The organism is Jeotgalicoccus saudimassiliensis (assembly GCF_000756715.1).
Taxonomy (GTDB): Bacteria; Bacillota; Bacilli; order Staphylococcales; family Salinicoccaceae; genus Jeotgalicoccus; species Jeotgalicoccus saudimassiliensis.
Genome location: NZ_CCSE01000001.1, coordinates 38,864 through 62,915, shown reverse-complemented (window position 1 = coordinate 62,915; position 24,052 = coordinate 38,864). Strand labels below are relative to the sequence as shown.

Below are 24,052 nucleotides of genomic sequence, written 5' to 3'. Positions count from 1 at the left end.
TAAACACCTATTGCTCATTGATAGTGACATTTCTGAAATCCGGTTTGTTGAAGTGGTTAATGTACAGTCCGTCCACTTCCGTGCGTACTGCGTTTGCGCTCTGTGACTGTCTGATAAATACTGCCGGCTGTTCTTCGACGAGTATTTTATCGATTTCCTGATAGATTTCTTTACGTTTTTCTTCATCTAATTCTCTGCGTCCTTCTTCGAGCAGTTTATCGACTTCCGCGTTGTCAAAGAATGAACGGTTACCCGGTGCACCTTTCATAGAAGAATGGAACAATGGCCAGATGCCTTGGTCAGGGTCACCGACCGGGTTCGGCCAGCCTAGGATGAATAAATCGTGTTCGCCGTTTGAGACTGCTTCTAAGTACGCGCCCCATTCAAGCTGTTCAATGTTTAATGTAATACCGGCTTCCTTAAACTCTTCCTGCAGGTAAATCGCAAGGTCGACACGTTCAGGTGTGTCGTTTGTCATAATGTTTAACTCAAATCCGTCACCGTAGCCCGCTTCTTCAAGCAGTTCTTTGGCGCGTTCCGGATTGTATTCCAGATCTTCAAGGTTTTCGTTGTATCCGAGAATCTCTTCCTGCAGCGCGCCCTTCATCGTGCGGCCGACGCCGTAGTAGATACCTTCCATAATTGTTTCTTTGTCGACCATGTGTCCGATTGCCTGACGCACTCTCTTATCTTCGAGCGGTCCTTTTTCGGTATTCATGCCGACATATTCATTTGAAAGGTTGTATACCGGATGAGTTTCCATTTCCGGATGGTTTTCAATACGTTCCCATTGTCCGTTATCGAAGCCCTGAATGAAGTGTGACTGTCCGCTCTCCAGTTCTGCAATGCGTGACGCATCTTCTGCGACGACTTTAAATGTAACCGTGTCGAGTTTTGCCGGCTCATCCCAATAGTTATCGAAACGTTCAACGACAACTTTTTCACCCGGTGAACGGGACTGGAATTTCATATAGCCTGTACCGACAGGTTTCTGTTCGACGATTGTTCCCGTTGCACGGCCGACTGCGTCAGCTGTTTCAGCGTACTCTTCTCCGCCTGATTGACGCTGTGCGTAAAATTCATCGAGTGTAATGTCGAGTTCCGCTTCATCAATCGCGTTCTGGTAGTCTTCATCGATCACTGCTTTTGAAACCATGCCGCCGGCATCGTGTGCCAGATATTTCGGCAGCGGCGCAAAAGGATATTCTGTGACGATTTCCACTGTGTAATCATCGATAACATTTACTTCTTCAATCATTTCGAAAATGTTCGCACGTGATGATGCGACTGCCGGATCGACAACACGTTCAATATTCGCTTTAACTGCTTCGGCAGTAAATTCAGTGCCGTCGTGGAATTCAACACCTTCACGGAGATTGAACACCCACGTCGTGTCATCCGTCTGCTCGTAATCAGTCGCAAGACGCGGTTCCGGCTCCAATTCATCGTTTAAATATAAAAGTCCTTCATATATAACGTTTCTGCGCTGGTCCGACGGAAGGTCGTTCTGTCCTGCCGGATCAAGTGACGATACATCAGTTGCATATGAAGCAACGAGGTCTCCGCCTGATGACGTTTCTCCAGTATTTCCTTCTTCATCCGCAACTTCCACATCTGAATCGTCCGTACATGCAGCGAGCACCATTATCATTGCCGCCATTAATAGATATGTAAAATATTTTTTTGCCAATTTACAGCCTCCGTTATTGTGATACTATTAATTCATAGTTATCTTGTATGTATTGTAATTCAGATTATAGCACTAGGAATTAAGGGAATGCAACATCTATTTTAAAGATTACATATTGATGAACCCCTTGATACACGTGAGGAAACGCTTTCAATTATGTAGAGTTTTGTGAATATTGGCAGTAAAAAGTATAGACTAATGTATTTCTTTCTTGTTATAGTCTATACAACGATGTATTATGAGTAAATATGTCTGTTATTTTTTGAGTAGTCTAAATATTTAGTTACAAGAGGGGGTTAAGTTGTATGTCCAATATACAACCAAGTCAGGTTCCAGTAAGAAAACCTGCCAATCGTAGACTCGACAATTTCAAAGACTTCTACAAGAAGCTTCGAAAAAACAAAGCAGCACTCGTCGGTCTTTACGTATTGGTGTTTTTATTTTTTGTTTCAATCTTCGGCGCACTGGACGCCAACTATAATATATTAGGCGTGAATTCAAACGCCACCAACCTTACTGATAAGCTGATGGGTCCTTCAGCACAGTACTGGTTCGGTACAGATCACCTGGGCCGCGATATCTTTTATCGTATTCTGCACGGTATGTACATAACACTGGGTGTAGGTTTCGCAGCAACATTTATGGCTGCACTGGTCGGAGTGCCAATCGGTCTTCTCGCAGGTTATTACGGCGGATGGCTGGATACAGTCATCATGCGTTTAATGGACGTACTTCTCGCGTTCCCTGGTATCTTACTTGCTCTTGCAATCGTAAGTGTACTTGGCGGAAGCACGTTTAACGTAACAGTTGCCATCGCAATCGGGGCACTGCCTCAGTTCGCACGTATTGTCCGCGGGTCAACACTGACTACGCGCAAACTAGAGTACATCGATGCCATCAGAGCATTGGGTGCACGCGACGGAAAAATTATATTCCAGCATATTCTGCCGAATATAATGTCACCGATTATCGTTAACACAACATTATTTATCGCAACAGCGATTTTATCAGCAGCGGGTCTGTCTTTCCTTGGTTTAGGTGTACAGCCGCCGACTCCTGAGTGGGGAGCTATGCTTAACGACGGACGTAACTACATGTATCAGGCAGCACACATTACGTTCTTCCCCGGTATGATGATCGTTATCGTCGTACTCGCATTTAACTTATTCGGGGACGGTCTGCGCGATGCGCTCGATCCGAAAGCGAAGAAATAGGAGGAGGATATCATGACTAAATTTATAATTCGCAGATTATTTCAGCTTATTCCCGTACTCCTCGGAGTTACGGTACTCGTATTCAGTCTGATGCACCTCACTCCGGGTAACCCGGCCGTTATTATGGCAGGGGAAAGTGCGCCGGAAGCGACTGTTAAAGCGATTGAGGCAAGACTAGGGTTAAATGACCCGCTTTACGAGCAATACTTTAGATTTTTAGGGAACGCGGTACAGCTGGATTTCGGTTCATCTATCCGTGACAACATTCCCGTCTTTAACCATATAAGTGCACGTTTCGCTATTACTTTTGAACTTTCTGTAATGGCTATGATCTTCAGTGTATTCTGGGGTCTGCTTGCAGGTATTATTTCAGCAGTAAGAAGATATACATTCGAAGACGTTGCAATGATGGTTGTTGCACTATTCGGTCTGTCAATGCCAAACTTCTGGCTTGGACTGATGTTAATTCAATGGTTTGCAATTGAGTTCCAGATCTTTAAACCTACGGGCTGGGGCAGTATTGATCAGAACGTCCTGCCGGTAATCACACTCGGTACGGCCGGCGCTGCCATAATCGCACGTATGACACGAAGCAGCATGCTGGACGTCATCGACCAGGATTACATCCGTACAGCACGTGCCAAAGGTGTTAAAGAAGGTACAGTTATTTTACGCCACGCGCTTAAAAACGCGATGATTCCTGTAATAACTGTAATCGGTATTCAATTCGGTTCATTCCTTGCAGGTTCAGTATTAACGGAAAGCGTATTTGCGATAAACGGTCTCGGAAGACTGATCATCGATTCAATTCTGCAGCGTGACTTCCCTGTCGTTCAGGGTGCAATTCTTGTTATTGCGGTAGTATTCGTTATCGTTAACCTTGTCGTTGATATTACGTACAGACTGCTTAACAAACGAGTGGACTTAAACTAAGAAGGAGTGAAAATCATGTCAGAAGAAATTATTCTCGATATAAACGATCTCCGCACGTCCTTCTTCGTTGATTCCAACGAAGTAAAGGCAGTCGACGGAGTGACATTCCAGGTACCTAAAGGTAAAACTTTAGGTATCGTTGGAGAGAGTGGTTCAGGGAAAAGTATCTCTGCCCTTTCAGTATTAAGATTAATTGAACAGCCCGGTAAAATTATCGGGGGAAGCATCAAATATAAAGGTGAAGACTTAACAAAAGTTAAAAACTCCCGTATGCGCCAGATCCGCGGTAACGAAATCTCAATGATTTTCCAGGAGCCGATGACGTCGCTTAACCCGACATTCACTATCGGACAGCAGCTTCGTGAATCGTATAAAATCCACGAAGGCCTCGGTAAAAAAGAAGGGACAAAACGCGCGATTGAAATGCTTGAACTCGTCGGGATTCCTTCACCGGAAAAGCGCGTTGACCAGTACCCGTTCGAATTATCGGGCGGTATGAGACAGCGCGTTATGATCGCGATGGCACTCGCATGTAAGCCTGAGCTGCTGATCGCCGATGAGCCGACTACCGCACTGGACGTTACAATCCAGGCTCAGATTCTTGAACTGATAAAAGAACTTCAGGAAGAAATCGGCATGAGTGTTGTAATGATTACACACGACCTTGGTGTTGTTGCAGAGACATGCGATTACGTCGCTGTAATGTATGCAGGTAAAGTCGTTGAATATGCTGATGTTTATACATTATTTGAAAACCCGAAACACCCTTACACGGTCGGTCTGATTAACTCACTACCGCGTCACGATAAGTCGCAGGATGAGCTCATTCCGATTAAAGGTAATGTACCCGCACCGGATGAAATGCCTTCAGGCTGCCGTTTTGCACCCCGCTGCCCTTTCGCATCGGATATATGCAACACGCTTCCTGAACTCGAAGATCTTGGAAACGGCAACGAAGTAAGATGCTGGATTCATACAGATCAGTGGGACGGAGACAAGGAGGTACAATTAAATGCCAAGTAAACCATTATTAAATGTTGAAAACCTCGAGCAGCACTTCCCGATCAAGGGCGGTTTCCTCGGACGTACAGTCAACCACGTTAAAGCTGTAGACGGCATCACTTTCTCAATCGATAAAGGTGAAACTGTTGCAGTCGTTGGAGAGTCAGGCTGTGGTAAATCAACTACAGGCCGTGCCATCCTCCGTCTTGACGAACCTACCGGCGGTAAAGTTGAGTTTGAAGGTAAAGATGTTCTTGCAATGTCAAAAGACGAAATGCGCAAGATGAGAAAAGACATGCAGATTATTTTCCAGGATCCATACGCATCGCTTAACCCGCGTAAAACTGTCAGACAGACTTTATGGGAAGCGATGGACATTCAGAAAGTCGTTCCGCGCAGAGAGCGTAACGAACGCATTTTGGAATTGATGGAAACTGTCGGACTGCAGCGCCACCAGATCGACCGCTACCCGCACGAATTCTCGGGCGGACAGCGTCAGCGTATCGGTATTGCACGTGCCCTGTCAGTTAACCCTAAACTTATCATCTGTGATGAGGCGGTATCTGCACTCGACGTATCAATCCAGGCACAGGTCCTTAACCTGTTAAAGAGATTACAGCGCGAGCTCGGCTTAACTTATCTCTTTATCTCACATGACCTTGGTGTTGTACGCCACGTTGCAGACCGCATTATCGTTATGTACTTAGGTAAAATCGTTGAGGTCGGAGATACAGAGTCAATCTTCAATAACCCTCAGCATCCGTACACGAAAGCATTGCTGTCAGCAATCCCTGTACCGGATCCAAGCAAGAAATCGGAACGAATCTTCCTGCGCGGTGACGTGCCGTCGCCAATCGATCCGCCGACAGGCTGCCGGTTCCATACAAGATGCCCGTTCGCGACAGACCACTGCCGCACGGAAACACCGCACCTTGAGCAGAAAGACACTGACACGGAACACTTCCACAAAGTTTCATGTCACTACGCACTCGACATTCAAAGCGGCAAGCACGAACCGCAGTACGAAATGTACAACGTCCGTGATATCCTTGATGACGAAGGCGAAGAAGCAGCAACAGACAGTGGAGAAGAATACACGAAAACTGAAAAGTAATATAGTAGTGAGGAACCCCGCCAGGTGCGGGGTTCCTTTTTTGGTATTTGGGGGGGGTGGTGTTGCAGGGATTTTGTACTTGGGAATTCTATGAGGAGGGTTCATCGGATTCCCAGCGCCTCAGAAGTTCTATGAACAGCGCTCATAGGAATCCCAGCGCCTCAGAAGTTCTATGAACAGCGCTCATAGAGTTCCAGCGCCTCAGAAGTTCTATGAAGAGCGCTCATAGGAATCCCAGCGCCTTAGAAGTTCTATGAACAGCGCTCATAGGATTCCCAGCGCCTTAGAAGTTCTATGAACAGCGCTCATAGGAATCCCAGCGCCTTAGAAGTTCTATGAACAGCGCTCATAGGATTCCCAGCGCCTTAGAAGTTCTATGAACAGCGCTCATAGGAATCCCAGCGCCTCAGAAGTTCTATGAACAGCGCTCATAGGATTCCCAGCGCCTCAGAAGTTCTATGAACAGCGCTCATAGAGTTCCAAACAACAACAACCCACCCCCAAAAATAAATTGCACCAAAAAACACCCGCCCTCATCACTGTGAGGCACGGGTGTTTATCAACTTAGTATAAGAACACATCCAGCAGGAAGAATACAATCAGGAAGATGTAAATGATGACATCGAAGATTGCGCTCGAGATGAATGCAAGGAACGAACCGATTGATGCTTTGAAGGCTTTGTTCATGTCTTTGATTTCGATGAATTCGACGACGAAGACAAAGATGAATGGTACGAACAGCACCCCGAACGGCGGGTAGATAAACATGCCGACGATGGCACCGATGATGGCTGCCCACTCGCCTTTTTTGCTGCCTCCGAATTTTTTAACGAAGTAGCTGTTTGCTGCGACGTCGCTTATTAATGCGACGATTGTCAGTGCACCTGCGATAACCCAGAACATCCAGGACAGTTCGTCGCCGATGAAGAAGTTATATACTAAAAAACCGACCCAGAACATCAATACGGACGGAAGGACCGGGTAGATAATTCCGGCGAATCCGAGTATGAACGATGCAATGACAATGAGCCATAAAATAATGTCCATCAAATTTCTCCTTTTTTAACTTCCTTCTTAGTGAAGAAGAACAGTATAAATGCGATAAATAAAAATGCGCCGCTCACGTAGAATGAATTTTCCACGCCGAGTGCATCGTTGGCAATACCGCCGAGTAAGTTCCCGACCAGCTGCCCGGCGATCATTGCGTTTGCGAATAACGTTGATGCGTATCCCGGGAACTGCGGCAGGAGGTCCTGGAAGTAGCTGATTCCGAGTCCCAAAAGTATCGCCAGGAATAACGCAAGAGGCAGCTGCCCGATCAGCATCATTGTGTAGCTTTCGAATATTCCAATTGATAAAAAGTACATACTGCCGATGAATCCGGCAATAATCAGTAATGTCTTCGATGACACACGCGATGCGACATATCCCATAAAGATCATCAGCGGCACTTCAAGTCCCGCACATAAACTCGCGAGTATTCCGACCGCACTGTCCGCTTCCCCGAGATAGCCTGTCACAAACAGCGGCATGTTCAGAAGATACATCCATTGTCCCACGTGCAGAGAGACGAATGCAATAAACGGAATAAGTAATGCCGGGTTCGTTAACAGGTTCGGGCTTTTCGGTTCTTCATAATTCGTAATTTCAATCGCCTGTACAGCCTCGGCAGGCGGTGCTGAGTTTTTAATTAAAAAGCTCGACATAAAGACGACTGCGAACATAATGACCGTTCCGAAAAACAGTCCGGTAAAGTCGTAGCGTGCAAGAAGTACCGAACCGACAAGCGGTCCGAACAGGAAACCGAAACTGAACATCGAGCGAAGCACCATGTTTGCCATTACTGCGATGCCGGAACGGTACTGATTAATTGATTCACGTGCCGATGCGTACAGCTGGGGCATTGCGGGAGCTCCAAGTGAAAAGAATATAATATAAGAAATGATAAGTATCCACGTATTCGGGATAATCAGGAAGCTCAAAAATGCGAGAATCTGCATCAACAGCGCTGCGATAATTAAATACTTGCGGTCGAATTTCAGCCGGTCGCTGTAACGTCCCATAATCGTATTGACAAAAAAACTTCCGACAGCGGCCGCAGCCATAAATATACCGTAGCCGGTAGAGGATAACCCGTGGGTTTCCGTCATAAAAATAACGAGGAACGGCGCGGTAATTGCGACAGCCATCCCGAGCATCGTCATATTCGTTAAAAACAGTTTATAGTTTTGTATTTGAAACAGGTCTTTCACCATATTAGTCCCCCGATTTTAATTTTCGCCGGAAATTGAATCTTTCTTGATTAAATTGATAAAAGACTCTACCTGCGGCAGCATGAGCACACTCTTGTCGTAAGAAATGAAAGTGTCCCGTGTCAGCGGTTTATCGCCGACAAGCACTTCTTCGATGTGGTAGTTATCGAGGTCGAGACCGTCGAGCACAAGCTCCGGCAGCACTGTTATACCGACCTTTTTCCGCAGCAGTTCGCGGCACGTCGTAATCTGGTCGACGAATATCTGAGGTTCATACTTAATATTGAAGCGTGCTTCAAAATAATTTTTAATGTGTGTAATGTAATCAGGATCCGCCTGGAATTCGATAACGGCAAGATCTTCAAGTTCCACGTCCTTCGGTGTGACGAGGTAGTGTTTATCGCTGTAGAGCAGTTCATTTTCCTTATTCAGAACACGGGAACCGCGAATAATCGATAAGTGATAATCGCCCTGGTTCGCGATAATTTCGTTCGTCGAACCCACGTCAATTTTAACGTTGACGTTCGGGAAATCGTTTAAATATTTAGCCAGTATATCCGGCAGAATTGTATAACCGATCAGCGATGATACGCCGATTGATATTTTACCTTCAACTGCACCTTCGTTCGCCGCAATATAATCTTTCACGAGACGCTCTTCATCCACGACTTTCTTTGCGTGTGCGATAATACGTTCCCCGACACCTGTCGTATAAAGTGCCTTTTTTGTTCTGATAAAAATCTGTACACCCCACTCGTCTTCAATCGACTTCAGACGCTGACTGACTGCCGGCTGTGATATGTACAGTTTTTCGGCAGCTTTACGCAATGTTTTCGCTTCGCTTAATGTTGCAAGTAAACGATAGTCATCTACTTTCACGACAATACCTCCATTGAATAAGCCATCCTTAACAGTCCGGATGGCTCTACATTAATTTTTTAAGTTCTTTCAGGCACGCTGCCGCAAGTGTTTTAAACTGATTAAAATCCTTATCGATTTCGTCCATTAATTCACGCGCGGTCTGATATGCAAATTCTTTTTCTTTCGCATTGATAACTCCTTTTTTGAAGGCGCGTTTTATGTCCTCTTCATCTACGAGCTCATAACGGCCGTCCGGCAGTACCAGCACATCAAGATATAAATCCTGGCGTCTCGCTTTACCGAGCTCGAGCGTATGGGAATAGTTTATGTCAAAGTAATATTGAATTTCCTGCCATCTTTCATCGTACATGACAGTGATACTGTAATTGCGTTTTTCAGGCAGGAGCTGCATCCATTTGAAATTGTTGGCCACGACTAATGTATCTTCCCCGACCACGGGAACGCTTAACGGTTCACGGACTTTATGCATATGAATCATACCGGCAAGAAATCTCTCACCATTGATGGTAATGATTATTTCATCATATTTTGAGCGCACCAGCCGCCGCCATTTTTTCTTATCCAGATACTTAGTTTTCATGGCATTCATCTCCTACAGATAATTATACAAAAAAAAGAAAACAAAAGTATAGAGATAGGCATTAATTTTACCTATCTCTATAACTTTTTCTTATATTTTATTGTATTGCCAAAATGCTGAAGTCTATTCCGGCCGGTGTTTCGTGCATTGGTCCGCCAAAGTACGGATAGCTGTATATCAGCAGTTTATTTCCTTGTGGATTAAGTCCTTCTTCATTTATATGGTCTATCATATCTTTTGTGCCGCCGTTTGACTCATGAATTTCCCCGAGCTCGTATTCATCAGCCAGATCGTAAATCGGCATCGTTTTAAAGTCTTCGAAAAATGTGTACATCTGCTCATCGCTGAGCTCCGCTGTATACATCGCTGACGTTTCATCTATATCAAGTATGTCCGTATAGTTGAAGTAGTCGGCGCGTACCGCATCCATTATTGCCTTATTGTAAATAGAACTTTCACCGTAGACGTAGCTGCCGCTGAATGCACCATCGTTATGGAAGTACAGCTCGACACTGACTCGTCCGGTATTGTTCACAATATCCGGTCTGTATGTTTTTAATGTCCCGAGTTCCTCCTGATATTCCGCCGTCAGGTCATCACCCTCTCTGACATCATTCATACCGAGTGCAAGAGTGAATTCACTGTCTTCTTTCAGATTGGCAAGTATATCCGAGTGCACATCGTACTCTGCTGAATTTATTTCCGATACAGACGCGATTGCCTGTGAATCAGCTTTAATCGTATCAAACTCTCTCGATACAAAACTGCCGTCCGTCATTTTATAAGTGATCTCTATATTGCCGTTCTCACCCATGTAATCGACACCCGGACGTTCTTTTTCTTCAATTGTAATCTCATGGACTTTTATTACAGTCTGAATTGTATTTTTATCGCTGTGAAGCAGATAACCTTCTTTGAAATTTTCCGCTGTCATTTCCGGATTATCATTTGAGTATACTGTTGAAATATACACACTGTCTACTTCATCCGCAGCAGGTACGAAGTTGACGTATCTGTTCCAGCCGAACAGAAAGATCCCCCAGAATACGATAATAATAAAGAGTGTTGTTAATACAGATTTCCATTCCAGCTGGATTCGTGCATTACGCTGGAACAGCATTTCAATAATAATGTAACTGATGACTCCGCCAATAATAAAGCCGATGACAGTGACCGCGGCTGATGCTGCAAGGAACATTGAAATGCCGGCACCAATAGCAAGCATGCCTGTAATTGTAGTTACCGCAACGAGCAGCGCTCTCAGCCATTTGAAATTAAAGGTATGCGTGACATTTTCATTGCGGCGCGCTTTGTACAGTACAAAACTTAATGCAATCAGCACAATGGCTGTAATACCCCAGATGGTACTTTTTAAAATGCTGATGCCTTCATACAGCTGCATTACTGCAATATAAGGGAATGTCGCATTCAGTACCGGCTCCGAGTTAACAAAAAACTCAGTTGGAATACCATCGTATAGAATTGAAGCAGTGACATAAGTCAGTCCCCATAATGCGAGAGGCAGAAATACGATCAACGTAATGATCTGCATGTGCAGAAACAGTCCGTTGACTAAAAACCCTGCAAAAACTGCGATTGAAAATATTACACAGTGGACAAACAGAGCATACAGGAACCATTTGCCTATGTCCGTCATTGTAATTTCAGGTATGAAAATCATACGTTCTGCTATTAATAGCAGCGCTGTAATCACAAGAGGCGCGACAATTGCAGTGAATCCTGTAATTAGTGCATGTATCAGCATTGCTGTTCTTTTAACCGGCAGCCCGTGCATAAAGTCCGATGAGCCTTCATCGTTTAAATAATTCAGTATAAACATCGCTAAAAACACTGTGAAAATCATTCCGATAATCAGCTGACCGGCCGACAGCTGGAATAAAACATCAGCTGCATTTTGCCGGACCGCATCCGGGGCTGCCATCGGATCATAAGTCACTATCCATATCGATACCGGCAGCGCAATAATGTTCAGTGCCATAAAGACGACTGTCAGCCAGAATACTGTTCCGCTGAAATGGGAGAGTAATGTTTTATTCAACAATGATGTTTGAGATTTCATAACCGAGTTCCCCCATTTCATAAGTAAATATTTCTTCCAGTGTGAGCGGCAGTATGTCGTACATTAATGGATTATATTTTGTTACTTTCTCTTCCAGGTTCGATATATCACCTTTGACGATACATGTAATAATTCTTCCTTTGACATGCTGGTGAACGACATTCAGATCTGTGAAGAACTGCTCTTTTGGAAGTTCCCTAAAGGCAATTTGCAGTTTGCAGTGTGTGCCTCTGATGTCACTCAGTTCTTTATGAAAGAGTATCCTGCCGCCATGCATAATCGAAACCGCATCGCACAGATCTTCCATCTCACGTAAGTTGTGGCTCGATGCGACGACAGTCATACCGTGATTGGCGATGTCCTGCATCAGAATATTTTTAATCTGCTTGCGCATAATCGGGTCCAGACCGTCGAACGGTTCATCGAGCAGCATTACTTTCGGTCTTGCCGAGAACGCCAAAATGAATGCCGCCTGGCGCTTCATGCCCTTCGACAGCTGATTCAGCTGTCTGCCCGGTTCTATGCCAAAGTGCTCCGACAGCTGGGTAAAGCGTTCATCCGACCAGTTTTTGTACATCGCTTTATAAAACTTTGCCATTTTCTTTAATGTCACGCCTTTAAAGAAGAACGGAATATCATGCATGAAGATGACATCGCTTTTAACATCCGGATTTTCATAAACGTGTCTGCCGTCGTAGTTAACCTGACCGCTGTCTGCTTTATAAATACCGGACATCACTTTCATTAACGTCGTTTTCCCGGCTCCGTTCGAACCGAGCAGTCCGTGTATCGTGCCTTCTGCAACCGATAAATCCACAGCAGTGACGGCTTTCTTTTTACCAAAATTCTTGTCCACAGAGTTCACTTCAATCTTCATTCATGTCCCTCCTTTTCGCGTACCGCTTTATCTACAATCTCTTTTAAATTCACTCCGGGTACATCCAGAAATACCAGTTCCCTGATCAGGCGTTCGACTTCATCGGTTAACGTTTTAATGTGCTCTCTGTTCATCGTTTCTGTCATATCATTCACAAAGCTCCCTTTTCCGGGACGGGAAATTAAATACCCTTCCCTTTCCAATTCTCTGTAAGCTTTTTGGATCGTGTTGGGGTTAATCGTAAGTTCCTGAGCGAGACTTCGTACTGACGGCAATTTTTCATCCGGCAGCAGCACACCCTGCATGATCAGTCGTTTTACATTCTCTGTTATCTGTTCGTATATAGGCATGCGGCTTTTCTCATCGATATCAAACACGTATCCACCTCCTGTCGGTTTGCTGTACTAACTGTATTAATTAACATAGTACAGTTGATACAGTGATTAGTCAACAATTAATTCAGCTCATTAATAATTTAAAAATATACAGTTTGCAGTAAGTTTATACGATAAAGGGCTTGATTTCTAAATTTAACAGGTATATTATATACAACAACCATTAATTATATTTATACAGTTTAACGAATATTAATTAGATAAATGTACTAAAAAAGGAGTGTTTTGATGCATTTTCAAGGTAAAAGTTTTTTAAAAATAAGTGATTTCAACAAAAAGGAAGTCGAATATTTAATCGATTTTGCCATTCACTTAAAACAATTAAAGAAAAATAATATTTCCCACACGTATTTAAAGGGACAAAATATAGCGCTGCTGTTTGAGAAATCTTCCACGCGCACACGTGCAGCTTTTACAGTCGCAGCAAATGATCTCGGTGCTGCACCTGAGTTTTTAGGTTCAGGCGATATTCAGCTCGGCAAAAAAGAATCGGTTTCCGATACTGCGAAAATTTTAGGCAGCATGTTCGACGGCCTTGAGTTCAGAGGTGCGAGCCAGGCAGTCGTTGAAGAACTTGCAGCACACGCCGGCGTCCCCGTATGGAACGGTCTGACAGATGACTGGCACCCGACTCAGATGATCGGTGACTTTATGACGATTAAAGAAGAGTTCAGTACTTTCAACGGCGTTAAACTTGTCTACTCCGGCGACGGACGTAACAACGTGGCAAATTCACTGCTCGTAACTGCAGCACTGCTCGGTGCCGACGTTACGATTGCAGCACCCGAATCACTGTTTCCTGAAGAATCATACGTGAGCCTTGCGAAAGAATACGCAAAAGAGTCCGGCTCAACAGTGGAAATTACTTCAGATGTTAAATCAGCAGTCAAAGATGCCAACGTCATTTATACAGATGTATGGGTGTCGATGGGTGAAGAAGAACACTTCGAGGAACGCGTGAATACACTCCTACCTTATCAGGTCAACAAGGCGCTCCTTGCAGATGTCAGTGAGAAGTTTATCTTCATGCACTGCCTGCCGGCATTCCACGATACAAATACGGTTTACGGTAAAAATGTTGCCGAAGAGTTCGGTATTGAAGAAATGGAAGTTACATCTGAAGTGTTCGAAGCAGATTACGCAAGACAGTTTGAACAGGGCGAAAACCGCATGCATTCCATTAAAGCAATTATGGCGGCAACTAACGGCAACTTATTTATACCGGATTTACAATGATAAATAATCAGGAGGTCATTACATGATCAAAGTCAGTATTATCGGTGCAACAGGTTACACAGGAAGCGAGCTCTTACGTTACTTAATTCCCCATCCCGAAGTTGAACTCGTACATTTAACATCACGCAGCCATGTTGATACGAAGGTGGACAGCTACTATCCGTTTTTAAAGGGCAGTACAGACAGTAAAGTATTTGCAGAACTTAATCCGGATACTGTATTCGGCGACAGTGATGTTGTGTTTATCTGTCTGCCCCACGGCCATTCGATGGAACTGGCGGCAGCCGCTTCAGCATACGATGTAAAAGTCATCGATTTAGGGGCGGATTTCCGCCTGAAAAATATCGATGTCTACGAGGCGACGTATAACGTTGAGCAGGCTGCACCGAATTTACTGAAAGATTTTGTGTACGGTCTGCCTGAAAAATACAGAGATGATATTAAGGATGCGAAGTACATTGCAAATCCCGGCTGCTTCGTCACCGGCGCCCTGCTCGGCATTCTTCCTGCAGTCGGTGATGCGCTGGTCGATGAACAGTCGATTATTATCGACAGCAAAACAGGTGTCAGCGGTGCCGGGCGAAGTGCCTCGGTCGATAAACTGCTGACGGAGCTGATGGGCAACTTCAAAGCATACAATCCTCTCGCCCACCGTCATATTCCGGAAATCGAGCAGGAACTGAACAGCTCGTCGGAAAACGCGGTGCAGGTGCAGTTTACACCACACTTAATTCCAACGGAACGCGGAATCTTCTCGACTATATACGCCACTGTTAAAGACGGCATTACAAAAACAGATATTATCGAAAGCTATACGAAAGCCTATGAAAACGAACCGTTTGTTCATGTCCTCGAATCAGGAGAACTGCCGCAGATGAAACACGTCGCAGGCACTAACGGCTGTCAGATTGCAGTACAACTGGACGAACGCACAGGCCGGCTCATCGTTTTAACGGTGATTGACAACTTAGGAAAAGGCGCAGCGGGACAGGCGGTACAAAATATGAACATCATGTTTGGCTTACCTGAGAAATCAGGTCTGAATACCATTGCCATGATGCCTTAGAAAGGGTTTTTTAATATGTATATTACAGAGAAAAAACTATCGGTGATGACAGGCGGGCTGTGTGCAGTTGACGGAGTTGTGGCAAACGGTATACATACCGGGTTTAAAGCGCAGGATAAAGATCTTGCGCTCATATATTTTCCGGACGGTGCAACCGTCACAGGTGTATTTACGAGAAATAAAGTTAAAGCGCACTCGGTGCTCTACGATATGGAGATGCTGGAAAGCTTTACGGACTTTAAAGCGATTCTCGTCAACAGCGGCAATGCAAATGCATGCAACGGCCGAAATGGCGAGGAAGATGTCGAGGCGATGACTGCCGCCCTTTCTGAAAAACTGAATATCGAAGCACATGAAGTACTGGTCAGCTCCACAGGTGTTATCGGTGAACCGCTCGATCTAACACCGTTTTACTCGGGGCTTGACACACTCGTCGGCGGACTCGGCACAACAGGTTCAACTGCTGCTGCAGAAGCCATTATGACGACGGACACAGTGCCGAAGGAATTGTCTTTTGAAACGGAAATCGGCGGTGAAACAATTCATTTCGGTGCCATTATTAAAGGTGCCGGAATGATTCATCCGAATATGGGCACGATGCTCGGCTACATCGTCACAGATGCCGGCCTGCCGCAGGATGCACTGAACACCGCACTGAAATCGGCAGCGGACGACAGCTTTAACGTGATGACAGTCGACGGTGATACGAGTACAAATGACACGGTGCTCCTCGCTGCGACGAATAAAGTGATGCTTGATGAGTCCCATATCGATGAATTTACACATGTGCTGACAGAGATGTGCAAACAGCTGTCCCAGATGGTTGCACGAGATGCTGAAGGTGCGACGAAGTTCGTAACAGTCAATGTAGTCAACGCTGCCAGTAAAAGCGACGCGGTCAGCGTTGCAAAAACGGTTGCCACTTCAAGCCTTGTTAAAACTGCGGTCTACGGTCAGGATGCCAACTGGGGACGCGTCATTATGGCAGTCGGCAACAGCGGTGCAGAAACGCTTGATCCGAATGCGATTACGATTAAATTCACTTCCGGAAAAGACGAAGTACTCGTCTGCCACGAAGGACTTGCCGTACCGTTTGACGAGGCACTTGCATTCAATATTTTAGGATGCACGGATGTTGAGATCTTTATCGATTTAAATAGCGGAGAATATTCCGGTGAAGTATGGACCTGCGATATGTCGGTCGATTACGTAAAAATCAATGCGGACTACAGAAGTTAGGATGATAATCATGAATGATACACAGAGAATAGATACACTCATCGAGGCGCTTCCATACATTAACGTGTTTCAAAACAATATTATCGTTTTAAAGTACGGCGGTAACGCCATGGTTAACGACAGCTTAAAAGAGTCCGTCATGCAGGATGTCCTGCTAATGAAGTCAGTCGGCATTAAACCGGTGATTGTACACGGCGGCGGGCCGTTCATTAACGACATGCTGTCCAGCCTCAGCATCGAATCGGAATTTAAAAAAGGACTCCGCGTCACCGATGATGCGGTAATGGAAGTCGCTGAAATGGTGCTTTCCGGACAGGTGAACAAGGATATCGTCAAGCACTACAATAAAATCGGCGGCAGCGCGGTCGGTATTTCCGGCAAGGACGGCAATCTGATTAAAGTGAAGAAGAAGTTTATCGAAGAGACGGGTGAAAACGGGGAAATTGAAACGATTGATATCGGTCTTGTCGGGGAAATCGAGACGATCGATACGACTTTACTGACGCTGCTGATCAACAATGATTTCGTGCCCGTGATCTCACCCGTCGGTGTGGATATGAACGGCGACACATATAATATAAATGCGGATTATGTCGCAGGGGAAGTTGCAGGTGCCATCGGTGCCGATAAATTTATTCTTTTAACCGATACAAAAGGGGTATACAGGGATAAGGACGATGAAACGACGCTGCTGTCAGAACTGACACTGGCTGAAGTGGATGCACATATCGAATCCGGCATCATTTCAGACGGGATGATTCCGAAAGTCGAATGCTGCTCACACGCCATTAAAAAAGGCGTTAAGCAGGCTCATATTGTCGACGGGCGCATTAAACACTCTCTGCTGCTCGAACTGTTTTTTGATGCCGGAATCGGCACGATGATTATACCGCATGAAGGAGGAAGAGTTTTATGACAACTGAAGATTTGATTGAACTCGGAAACTCGGCGCTGTTTAATACTTACAACCGCGGCGATAAATTATTCGTCTCCGGTAAAGGGGTCTGGCTGACAAATAATGACGGCGTGGAATATCTGGATTTTGTCTCGGGTATTGCGACGAACATTTTAGGGCACGCCAATGAAAAAATCGTTGATGCTGTATCAAAACAGGCGGCAACGCTGATGCATACTTCCAACGTTTACTGGAATAAGCCTTCGATTGAGCTTGCTGATAAACTCGTGAGCTGTAAAGGTGCAGGCAGTCTCGCCAAAGTATTCTTTGCCAACTCCGGTGCCGAAGCGAACGAAGGTGCACTGAAGCTCGCCCGTAAATACGGTAAGGAAGTCAACGGCGAAAACTGCTTTGAAGTCATTACACTGACGGATTCATTCCACGGGCGTACGATGGCGACACTGTCTGCGACAGGACAGCCGGATATGCATAAAGACTTCGAGCCGCTGCTTCCCGGCGCGAAGTACGCACCGCTGAACGATTCAGACGCGCTTAAAGCAGCCGTTACAGCTCAGACATGTGCAGTACTCGTTGAAACGGTACAGGGTGAAGGCGGTATTAACGCGCTGAGCGATGAATTTGTTCAGACGCTGAAAGAACTCCAAAACGACGGACTGCTTTTGATTATTGATGAAGTACAGACCGGCATGGGCCGTACGGGTACACTTTATTCGTTTGAACAGTTCGGACTTCAGCCGGATATCGTCACGCTTGCCAAAGGGCTCGGCGGCGGTTATCCGCTCGGTGCATTTATGGCAACGGACAAAGTCGCTGCACACTTTAACTCGGGCGATCACGGTACGACGCTCGGCGGAAATCCGCTGGGTACTGCCGTCGGCAATGTGATCTTCGATGAGATTATGGAGGCAGGCCTGCTGGAAAACACAGCCGCCCGTGCCGAACAGCTGAATGCAGGCCTGCAGCAGATTGCCGATAAGACCGGTGCGATTGCTGAACTTAAAGGGCTCGGACTGCTTATCGGTGTCGAGTTTAAAGATGAAGTACAGGCAGCTGACGTTATTGCAGCAAGCTATGACGAGAAACTGCTCGTCGTTCCGGCGAAGCACAACGTTGTGAGGCTCCTCCCGCCGCTCAACGTTACTGCCGCTGAAATTGATGAGGCACTCGTCAGATTCGGTGCGGCAGTTGAGAAAGTGAGTAAATAAAATTAAACAAGCATCAAATCCGGATTGGATTTGATGCTTGTTTTGTGTTTGCATGTATTTTTGACTGTACATTGTCAGATAAATAGTTTTGTCTGACAGTGTCCGTTTCACATTGTCAGATAAGTAGTTTTGTCTGACAGTGTCGATTTCACATTGTCAGATAAATAGTTTTGTCTGACAGTGTCGATTTCACATTGTCAGATAAATGGTTTTGTCTGACAGTGTCGGTTTCATATCGTCCGATAAATGGTTTTGTCTGACAGTGTCGGTTTCACATCGTCCGATAAGTGATTTTATCGGACAGTGTCCGTTTCACATCGTCCGATAAGTCAATTTATCGGACAGTATCGCCCGGCAATTACAGCCTTCAATCAAATATCATTTACCACGCGTGACCGCTGCCGCCGTCAATGTTTACTGCAGTACCGCTCACGTATGATGCGAGGTCGGAACACAGGAATGTGATAACGTTCGCGGCCTCGGCGGTATCACCGATACGCCCGAGCGGAATATTCCCTCCGCTCTTCACAGAGAACTCTTCCCACGATAATTCCGGCGCCTGTTTCTGCCAGCGTTTTTCGATCTGATCGCTCCGGATTAAACCGATACAAACTGCGTTCACACGAATATTGTGCTTCCCAAGATCTTTACTCATCGCTTTCGTAAGCGCAAGTCCTGCACTTCTTGATACTGTTGTCGGCAATGAATTCGCCTGCGGTGTTTTACCCATGACCGCAGTTAAGTTTAAAATAGCGCCGCCCTGCTTCTTTAAATGAGGCAGTGCCGCTTTAGACATTTTCACTGCTGCCATGACTTTCAAGTCAATATCTTCTTCCCAGCCCGCCACTTCAACGTCTTCAAAGCTTTTTGCAAACGAACTGCCCGCGTTATTTACAAGTACATCCAAACGTCCGAATTTCTGAACGGCCGCTTCAACGATTGCTTCAGCTGCACCGCTCTCAGTAATATCCTGTGCAATATAGTCCGCTTCGCCGAATGCACTGATTTCAGACACCGCTTCTTTCAATGCGTCTTCCCCGCGTGCCACAAGCAGCACTTTCGCACCGAGCTTCACCATCTGCAGAGCGGTTTCACGCCCGATACCTTTACTTGAACCCGTAATGACTGCAACTTTACCTTTATAACCGAAATCCATTAATTCTGACACAGTACCACTCCTTCATATTGTTTACTCACCTAAGTTTACATTATGAAACACATTAGATACATCTTCCAGGTCTTCAAGAACATCAATCAGCTTCTCAAACTGTTCGAGATCTTCATCTTCCAGCGTGACTTCGTTCTGTGCAATCATCGCGTGTTCTGCCACTTCGAAGTCTTCCACACCCAGTTCATCCAGCGCAGTTTTAATGTTATTGTATGCCTGCGGTTCACCGTACACGACTGTCATGCCGTTTTCTTCCGCCACGTCGTTAACGTCGACTTCCGCTTCCATTAAATGCATCAGCACTGTCTCTTCATCAAAGCCTTTAAACACAAAGACCGACACGCTGTCGAACATATAGCTGACCGCACCGCTGACACCCATGTTTCCTCCGTTTTTACCAAATGCCGCACGGACGTCTGATACTGTACGGTTCACGTTATTAGTCAGTGCATCGACAATAATCATCGAACCGTTCGGACCGAAGCCTTCGTAACGGAGTTCGTCAAATGATTCATCGTCCCCGCCTTTTGCTTTCTCGATTGCCTTGTCGATAATGTGTTTTGGAACCGAGTAAGTTTTAGCACGTTCGAGAACAACTTTCAGCGCAGTGTTTGATTCCGGATCCGGTTCGCCTTTACGTGCAGCAACGTATATTTCTCTGCCGAACTTCGCATATATACGGCTCGTGTTCTGGTCTTTCTGTGCTTTTTTCTCTTTAATGTTATTCCATTTTCTTCCCATCGGTCATCTTCCTTATTTCAGTATAATTGCATTTATATTTTACCACTTTTATTTATTGTTGTGCGGACGGTGTTCCGGCACATCTTTATTGATAATCATTTCCACCTGATAAATTCTGCTTACCAGCGCATGAATCGGCGCCTGGGTCATTTTAAATACCGGCCACGGCAATGACGGCTCGAAATCGTGCAGTGCCATAATGAACTCTTCACGTCCCGGCAGTTTTCTGAATTCAAAACGCTGCTCCTTGTTCGTCGAACGTTTTTTCAGACTGCCGCCTGTAATTTCAAACAGTATGATATCATCTTCCGAGCGTTCCTTATTAAATGTCAGCTCGAGTACCGGTCTTGGTTTATCAAGCAGCCTGATATACACTTTATTGTTTTCTATCGTCGTATTGACAAGTCCGTAAACTATTTCATCAATCCACGTGAAGTAGTACCATGCGACATCTGCAACAGACCAGCCCGGCGGCAGCGGTGCACGCTGAATGCTGCGGACGCTGTTATAGTCCTTCATTCTGTATGTCAGGTTTTTACCGTAGCGGCGAATCGGCGTTTCCGTAATTTTTACGTCTGCACCGTACGACCCGAGTATCGAGACGATACTGCCGTCTGACAGCTCGTCGGCAATATATATAATCTGTCCGACATTGTTCTTCTCTGCAGCCCGTGCAATATTGTCGGCAATCAGCATATACAGGTCGTTAAACTTCCCCTGCGTCAGTCTGTTGAGGCGCATAATCGGATCTTCAAAAAAGATAACAACGTCGATATCTTCAAGCGCCTCTTCAACTTCCGGCAAAATGAATAAATCTTTTTTAATAAAAGTAATATTGTCGAGCGCCGGTTCCTGATTCGGACTCGAGAAGGCGAACAGATTCGCCGATTCGTTCAGTTCGAGATACAGATGCTCCCCGATTCTTCCGTGAACACCCATAAGCAGTACATTTTTGTTAATCATAATTTCCCTCCTATGGACGGTTCATGTCCAGTCTCCAGCGGACAAACATTAAAATCATCAGCATGACGAGCGTGATGATACCTATACCGAGAAACGGCAGGCTGAACACCGCTGCAAAGTAGCCTGCAATAACCGATCCCGCAACGGAACCGAGAGAGAAATACGAATAGAAGATTCCATTCGCCTTGCCCCGCTCGTTCATTGCGGAATGTTCTGCAATAATTTTATTCATCGACGGGAAGACGAACCCGAAGCCGAAACCGTACAGCACCATTACGATAAAGATAAAGGCCGGTGACGGTGCGAAGTGCAGAATCATCATGCTTACGCTTAATATTAAAATACCGGCGGCAACAAGACTTTCACTTTTATACAGCGAGAAGACTTTGTTGACCGGTGATGCAAAGACCACGATTGCAGTAATACCGAAGACGCTCAGCATTATTCCGGTCATCGATGATTCCAGTCCGAGCAGACCGGTTTTTATCGGCAGACCGAATGCCAGTGTGCCCTGTGCAATCATCAGCGTAAATGATGAAATGTATGCGACGTTCAGCGCCGGACGAAGCAGCAGGTCTTTAAACGGCGTTGCCGCATGATGAGTTCTGCTGTCGTCTGTCGAACTTTCCTTAATCGCAAAGAACGTTAATACCGTTCCGAATACATATACCCCGGACAGAATGTAGTACACCATTTCATAGCTGACGGCGCTTGAAATAATACCGCCTGCTGCCGGTCCGAGTATTGCTGCCGTACCGATGGCAACTCCTGTCAGTGCCATCGATTTACCGATAGCAGACCTACGTGAAATGTCGGCGATTAAACTGAATGCCGCCGGTGTTAACAGTCCGCTTGAAAAACCGTGCACCGCTCTCACTGCAAGTAAAATGGCAATCGACGGTGTCGTCGTATAAATCAGTACGAAGAATACCTGCATAATCATACCGGCGAGCAGCGTGTTTCTCCGTCCGAATTTATCGGACATATAACCGCCGGCCATGTTACCGGCCATGTTAAACAGTGAGTACATCGCAACAACGATGCCTGCCATAAATTCAGAGGCGCCGAGCTCAAGTGCAAACGGCGTAATGATCGGCAGCTGTATAAATAAGTCCAGAAAACAGATGACTATAACCAGATATAAAATAATTTTTGACTTCACTTTATTCCCTCAATCTAAAATTAACTTTTTCTATCTTTCTAATTATAACGAAAAAAAGACAGCATGGCACGTATGCCAGACTGTCTTTCAGTTTATCAATATGAATTATGATTTTTTGTTCAATTTTTGTTCATAAGCATCGATAATAGCTGCTACCGCACCGTCTCCGGTAACGTTCGTTGCAGTACCGAAACTGTCCTGAGCCACGTAAAGTGCAATCATAAATGCAACTGCCGCTTCATTGAACCCGAGGTTCGCCATCAGCACACCGCTCGCTGCCATAATCGCACCGCCCGGTACACCCGGTGCTGCAATCATTACTACTCCAAGAAGCAGAATTACACCGGTCATTTCCCAAAGACCAGGCATGTCATATTCAGGCAGGATAGTCATTACCGCGATTGAACAGCTGACAATTGTAATCGTACTTCCCGACAGGTGAATCGTTGCGCCTAACGGAATAACGAAGTCTGCGATACGTTCGCGGATGCCGTTTTTCTTCGCACGTGACAATGTTACCGGAATTGTTGCCGCACTCGACATTGTTCCAAGTGCTGTAAAGTATGCCGGAAGCATTGTTTTAAGCATTTTGAACGGATTTTGTTTTAACAGTGAACCTGCGATTGTGTACTGCAGCGTCAGCCATACCCAGTGCAGCAGTATTGCTACAAGCAGTACTACACCGAAGACAAGCAGTGTATCGAATACAGTACCTGTTGCCGCCATACCTGCGAATACACCTGCAATGTAGAACGGTAAAATACGGATGATTACTTTTTCAATAATGAATTCCGTAATGTCTTTCCCCTGATCAAAGAACTTAATCATTAAGTCCAGCTTAAGAATGTTCATCACGATACCGACTGCAAATGCCAGTACAAGCGCCGGTAAAATATCCATTACAGGCGGAATGTCAAACTCCAGATACGGTGCAATTTCAGCACCCTCAGCAGGAACTTCACTGTCCCCTGTAATACGCGGCATTACGAAACTTGCCACTGCAAACGCCAGAAGTCCGGCACCAAGCGTTGACAGGTAAGCCACACCTAAAGTTGCCCCGACAACTTTACCTGATCCCGTACCGATTTTTGAAATACCCGATGCAATGAAAAATAGAATGATGAATGGAATCGTGAAGAAGATAAATGCCCCTAAAACCGATTGCATCGTTACGAATACTCTGACAATGAACTCCATAACAGTGCCCATTGCGCCGCCGTCACCAACGAGGTAATAAATGCCCCCGACTGCGATACCGGCAATGATACCCGCAATTAATTTTGCTAATAATTTCACTCTGAAATCCCCCTTGATTTTTTTATCTCAACAAACATATC

General features: G+C 45.5%; 22 protein-coding genes. 9 read left to right on the top strand and 13 right to left on the bottom strand.

Annotated features, from left to right (window positions below):
• Nucleotides 1-7: 7 nt before the first annotated feature.
• A complete protein-coding gene (locus RZ44_RS00335) occupies nt 8-1,690 on the bottom strand; it encodes a glutathione ABC transporter substrate-binding protein (RefSeq protein ID WP_231856232.1) in 1,683 nt (560 codons plus the stop codon).
• A 305-nt stretch (nt 1,691-1,995) separates the two neighbouring features.
• On the opposite strand from RZ44_RS00335, the gene RZ44_RS00330 reads away from it, so the two are divergent.
• Genes RZ44_RS00330 through RZ44_RS00315 form a run of 4 tightly spaced genes read left to right on the top strand, consistent with a single transcriptional unit; the run spans nt 1,996 to nt 5,953 of the window.
• Nucleotides 1,996-2,904, top strand: coding sequence for an ABC transporter permease (locus tag RZ44_RS00330; protein ID WP_035807356.1), 909 nt, complete (start codon nt 1,996-1,998; stop codon nt 2,902-2,904).
• Nucleotides 2,905-2,916: 12 nt separating this feature from the next.
• Entirely contained in the window at nt 2,917-3,837 is a 921-nt protein-coding gene (locus RZ44_RS00325) for an ABC transporter permease (protein ID WP_035807353.1), read from the top strand.
• 15 nt (nt 3,838-3,852) lie between these two features.
• Nucleotides 3,853-4,860: an ABC transporter ATP-binding protein gene (locus tag RZ44_RS00320; RefSeq protein ID WP_035807350.1), complete on the top strand. Its 1,008-nt coding sequence runs from the start codon at nt 3,853-3,855 to the stop codon at nt 4,858-4,860.
• The gene (locus tag RZ44_RS00315) at nt 4,850-5,953 is read left to right on the top strand and encodes an ABC transporter ATP-binding protein (protein WP_035807348.1); all 1,104 of its coding nucleotides are present in this window, start codon (nt 4,850-4,852) and stop codon (nt 5,951-5,953) included. Before RZ44_RS00320 ends, RZ44_RS00315 begins: the two co-directional genes overlap by 11 nt.
• Before the next feature lie 564 nt (nt 5,954-6,517).
• Here RZ44_RS00315 and RZ44_RS00310 read toward each other — a convergent pair.
• The 7 genes from RZ44_RS00310 to RZ44_RS00280 form a co-directional block, all read right to left on the bottom strand.
• Nucleotides 6,518-7,000, bottom strand: a complete 483-nt coding sequence (locus tag RZ44_RS00310) for a DUF456 domain-containing protein (RefSeq protein WP_035807345.1) — start codon at nt 6,998-7,000, stop codon at nt 6,518-6,520.
• A complete protein-coding gene (locus tag RZ44_RS00305; RefSeq protein WP_035807343.1) occupies nt 7,000-8,208 on the bottom strand; it encodes a sugar efflux transporter in 1,209 nt (402 codons plus the stop codon). The genes RZ44_RS00310 and RZ44_RS00305 overlap by 1 nt, the downstream gene beginning before the upstream one ends.
• Before the next feature lie 15 nt (nt 8,209-8,223).
• Nucleotides 8,224-9,084 carry a LysR family transcriptional regulator gene (locus RZ44_RS00300; RefSeq protein ID WP_035807341.1) on the bottom strand — a complete coding sequence of 287 codons (861 nt, stop codon included), beginning with the start codon at nt 9,082-9,084 and terminating at the stop codon, nt 8,224-8,226.
• A gap of 46 nt (nt 9,085-9,130) precedes the next feature.
• Complete coding sequence (locus tag RZ44_RS00295; protein WP_035807338.1) at nt 9,131-9,667, bottom strand: ribonuclease FAU-1 family protein; 537 nt, start codon at nt 9,665-9,667, stop codon at nt 9,131-9,133.
• Between the two features lie 97 nt (nt 9,668-9,764).
• A complete protein-coding gene (locus RZ44_RS00290; protein ID WP_035807335.1) occupies nt 9,765-11,747 on the bottom strand; it encodes an ABC transporter permease family protein in 1,983 nt (660 codons plus the stop codon).
• Nucleotides 11,719-12,624: an ABC transporter ATP-binding protein gene (locus RZ44_RS00285; RefSeq protein WP_035807332.1), complete on the bottom strand. Its 906-nt coding sequence runs from the start codon at nt 12,622-12,624 to the stop codon at nt 11,719-11,721. Before RZ44_RS00285 ends, RZ44_RS00290 begins: the two co-directional genes overlap by 29 nt.
• The gene (locus RZ44_RS00280) at nt 12,621-13,001 is read right to left on the bottom strand and encodes a GntR family transcriptional regulator (protein ID WP_035807330.1); all 381 of its coding nucleotides are present in this window, start codon (nt 12,999-13,001) and stop codon (nt 12,621-12,623) included. The genes RZ44_RS00285 and RZ44_RS00280 overlap by 4 nt, the downstream gene beginning before the upstream one ends.
• Before the next feature lie 246 nt (nt 13,002-13,247).
• Between RZ44_RS00280 and argF the strand changes: the two genes are divergently transcribed.
• The 5 genes from argF to RZ44_RS00255 are packed head-to-tail and all read left to right on the top strand — an operon-like array spanning nt 13,248 to nt 18,681.
• Entirely contained in the window at nt 13,248-14,255 is a 1,008-nt protein-coding gene (gene argF, locus RZ44_RS00275) for an ornithine carbamoyltransferase (RefSeq protein WP_035807328.1), read from the top strand.
• Between the two features lie 22 nt (nt 14,256-14,277).
• Nucleotides 14,278-15,321, top strand: a complete 1,044-nt coding sequence (gene argC, locus RZ44_RS00270) for an N-acetyl-gamma-glutamyl-phosphate reductase (RefSeq protein ID WP_035807325.1) — start codon at nt 14,278-14,280, stop codon at nt 15,319-15,321.
• A 15-nt stretch (nt 15,322-15,336) separates the two neighbouring features.
• Nucleotides 15,337-16,560, top strand: coding sequence for a bifunctional glutamate N-acetyltransferase/amino-acid acetyltransferase ArgJ (argJ, locus tag RZ44_RS00265; RefSeq protein WP_035807323.1), 1,224 nt, complete (start codon nt 15,337-15,339; stop codon nt 16,558-16,560).
• Between the two features lie 10 nt (nt 16,561-16,570).
• Nucleotides 16,571-17,476, top strand: coding sequence for an acetylglutamate kinase (gene argB, locus RZ44_RS00260; RefSeq protein WP_197692997.1), 906 nt, complete (start codon nt 16,571-16,573; stop codon nt 17,474-17,476).
• Nucleotides 17,473-18,681 (top strand): aspartate aminotransferase family protein, encoded by a 1,209-nt coding sequence (locus tag RZ44_RS00255; protein WP_035807318.1) that lies wholly within the window; start codon nt 17,473-17,475, stop codon nt 18,679-18,681. The genes argB and RZ44_RS00255 overlap by 4 nt, the downstream gene beginning before the upstream one ends.
• Before the next feature lie 382 nt (nt 18,682-19,063).
• Here the strand turns inward: RZ44_RS00255 and RZ44_RS00250 are convergent, their stop codons facing one another.
• The 5 genes from RZ44_RS00250 to RZ44_RS00230 all read right to left on the bottom strand — a co-directional run bounded on the left by RZ44_RS00250 (nt 19,064) and on the right by RZ44_RS00230 (nt 24,011).
• Nucleotides 19,064-19,837, bottom strand: a complete 774-nt coding sequence (locus tag RZ44_RS00250) for an SDR family NAD(P)-dependent oxidoreductase (protein WP_035811403.1) — start codon at nt 19,835-19,837, stop codon at nt 19,064-19,066.
• A 33-nt stretch (nt 19,838-19,870) separates the two neighbouring features.
• Nucleotides 19,871-20,590: a YebC/PmpR family DNA-binding transcriptional regulator gene (locus tag RZ44_RS00245; RefSeq protein WP_035807316.1), complete on the bottom strand. Its 720-nt coding sequence runs from the start codon at nt 20,588-20,590 to the stop codon at nt 19,871-19,873.
• Nucleotides 20,591-20,638: 48 nt separating this feature from the next.
• The gene (locus tag RZ44_RS00240; protein WP_035807315.1) at nt 20,639-21,553 is read right to left on the bottom strand and encodes a Rossmann-fold NAD(P)-binding domain-containing protein; all 915 of its coding nucleotides are present in this window, start codon (nt 21,551-21,553) and stop codon (nt 20,639-20,641) included.
• Between the two features lie 10 nt (nt 21,554-21,563).
• A complete protein-coding gene (locus RZ44_RS00235; RefSeq protein ID WP_231856231.1) occupies nt 21,564-22,715 on the bottom strand; it encodes an MFS transporter in 1,152 nt (383 codons plus the stop codon).
• A gap of 105 nt (nt 22,716-22,820) precedes the next feature.
• Nucleotides 22,821-24,011: a dicarboxylate/amino acid:cation symporter gene (locus RZ44_RS00230; protein WP_035807313.1), complete on the bottom strand. Its 1,191-nt coding sequence runs from the start codon at nt 24,009-24,011 to the stop codon at nt 22,821-22,823.
• Nucleotides 24,012-24,052: the final 41 nt, after the last annotated feature.

Excerpts from the sequence above, each read along its gene's own strand:
- RZ44_RS00320 (WP_035807350.1), top strand. The coding sequence starts at position 3,853 with ATGTCAGAAGAAATTATTCTCGATATAAACGATCTCCGCACGTCCTTC.
- RZ44_RS00315 (WP_035807348.1), top strand. The coding sequence starts at position 4,850 with ATGCCAAGTAAACCATTATTAAATGTTGAAAACCTCGAGCAGCACTTC.
- argC (WP_035807325.1), top strand. The coding sequence starts at position 14,278 with ATGATCAAAGTCAGTATTATCGGTGCAACAGGTTACACAGGAAGCGAG.
- RZ44_RS00245 (WP_035807316.1), bottom strand. The coding sequence starts at position 20,590 with ATGGGAAGAAAATGGAATAACATTAAAGAGAAAAAAGCACAGAAAGAC.
- argF (WP_035807328.1), top strand. The coding sequence starts at position 13,248 with ATGCATTTTCAAGGTAAAAGTTTTTTAAAAATAAGTGATTTCAACAAA.
- RZ44_RS00330 (WP_035807356.1), top strand. The coding sequence starts at position 1,996 with ATGTCCAATATACAACCAAGTCAGGTTCCAGTAAGAAAACCTGCCAAT.
- RZ44_RS00310 (WP_035807345.1), bottom strand. The coding sequence starts at position 7,000 with ATGGACATTATTTTATGGCTCATTGTCATTGCATCGTTCATACTCGGA.
- RZ44_RS00250 (WP_035811403.1), bottom strand. The coding sequence starts at position 19,837 with ATGGATTTCGGTTATAAAGGTAAAGTTGCAGTCATTACGGGTTCAAGT.
- RZ44_RS00285 (WP_035807332.1), bottom strand. The coding sequence starts at position 12,624 with ATGAAGATTGAAGTGAACTCTGTGGACAAGAATTTTGGTAAAAAGAAA.
- argJ (WP_035807323.1), top strand. The coding sequence starts at position 15,337 with ATGTATATTACAGAGAAAAAACTATCGGTGATGACAGGCGGGCTGTGT.
- RZ44_RS00295 (WP_035807338.1), bottom strand. The coding sequence starts at position 9,667 with ATGAAAACTAAGTATCTGGATAAGAAAAAATGGCGGCGGCTGGTGCGC.
- RZ44_RS00305 (WP_035807343.1), bottom strand. The coding sequence starts at position 8,208 with ATGGTGAAAGACCTGTTTCAAATACAAAACTATAAACTGTTTTTAACG.
- RZ44_RS00240 (WP_035807315.1), bottom strand. The coding sequence starts at position 21,553 with ATGATTAACAAAAATGTACTGCTTATGGGTGTTCACGGAAGAATCGGG.
- RZ44_RS00255 (WP_035807318.1), top strand. The coding sequence starts at position 17,473 with ATGACAACTGAAGATTTGATTGAACTCGGAAACTCGGCGCTGTTTAAT.
- argB (WP_197692997.1), top strand. The coding sequence starts at position 16,571 with ATGAATGATACACAGAGAATAGATACACTCATCGAGGCGCTTCCATAC.
- RZ44_RS00325 (WP_035807353.1), top strand. The coding sequence starts at position 2,917 with ATGACTAAATTTATAATTCGCAGATTATTTCAGCTTATTCCCGTACTC.
- RZ44_RS00290 (WP_035807335.1), bottom strand. The coding sequence starts at position 11,747 with ATGAAATCTCAAACATCATTGTTGAATAAAACATTACTCTCCCATTTC.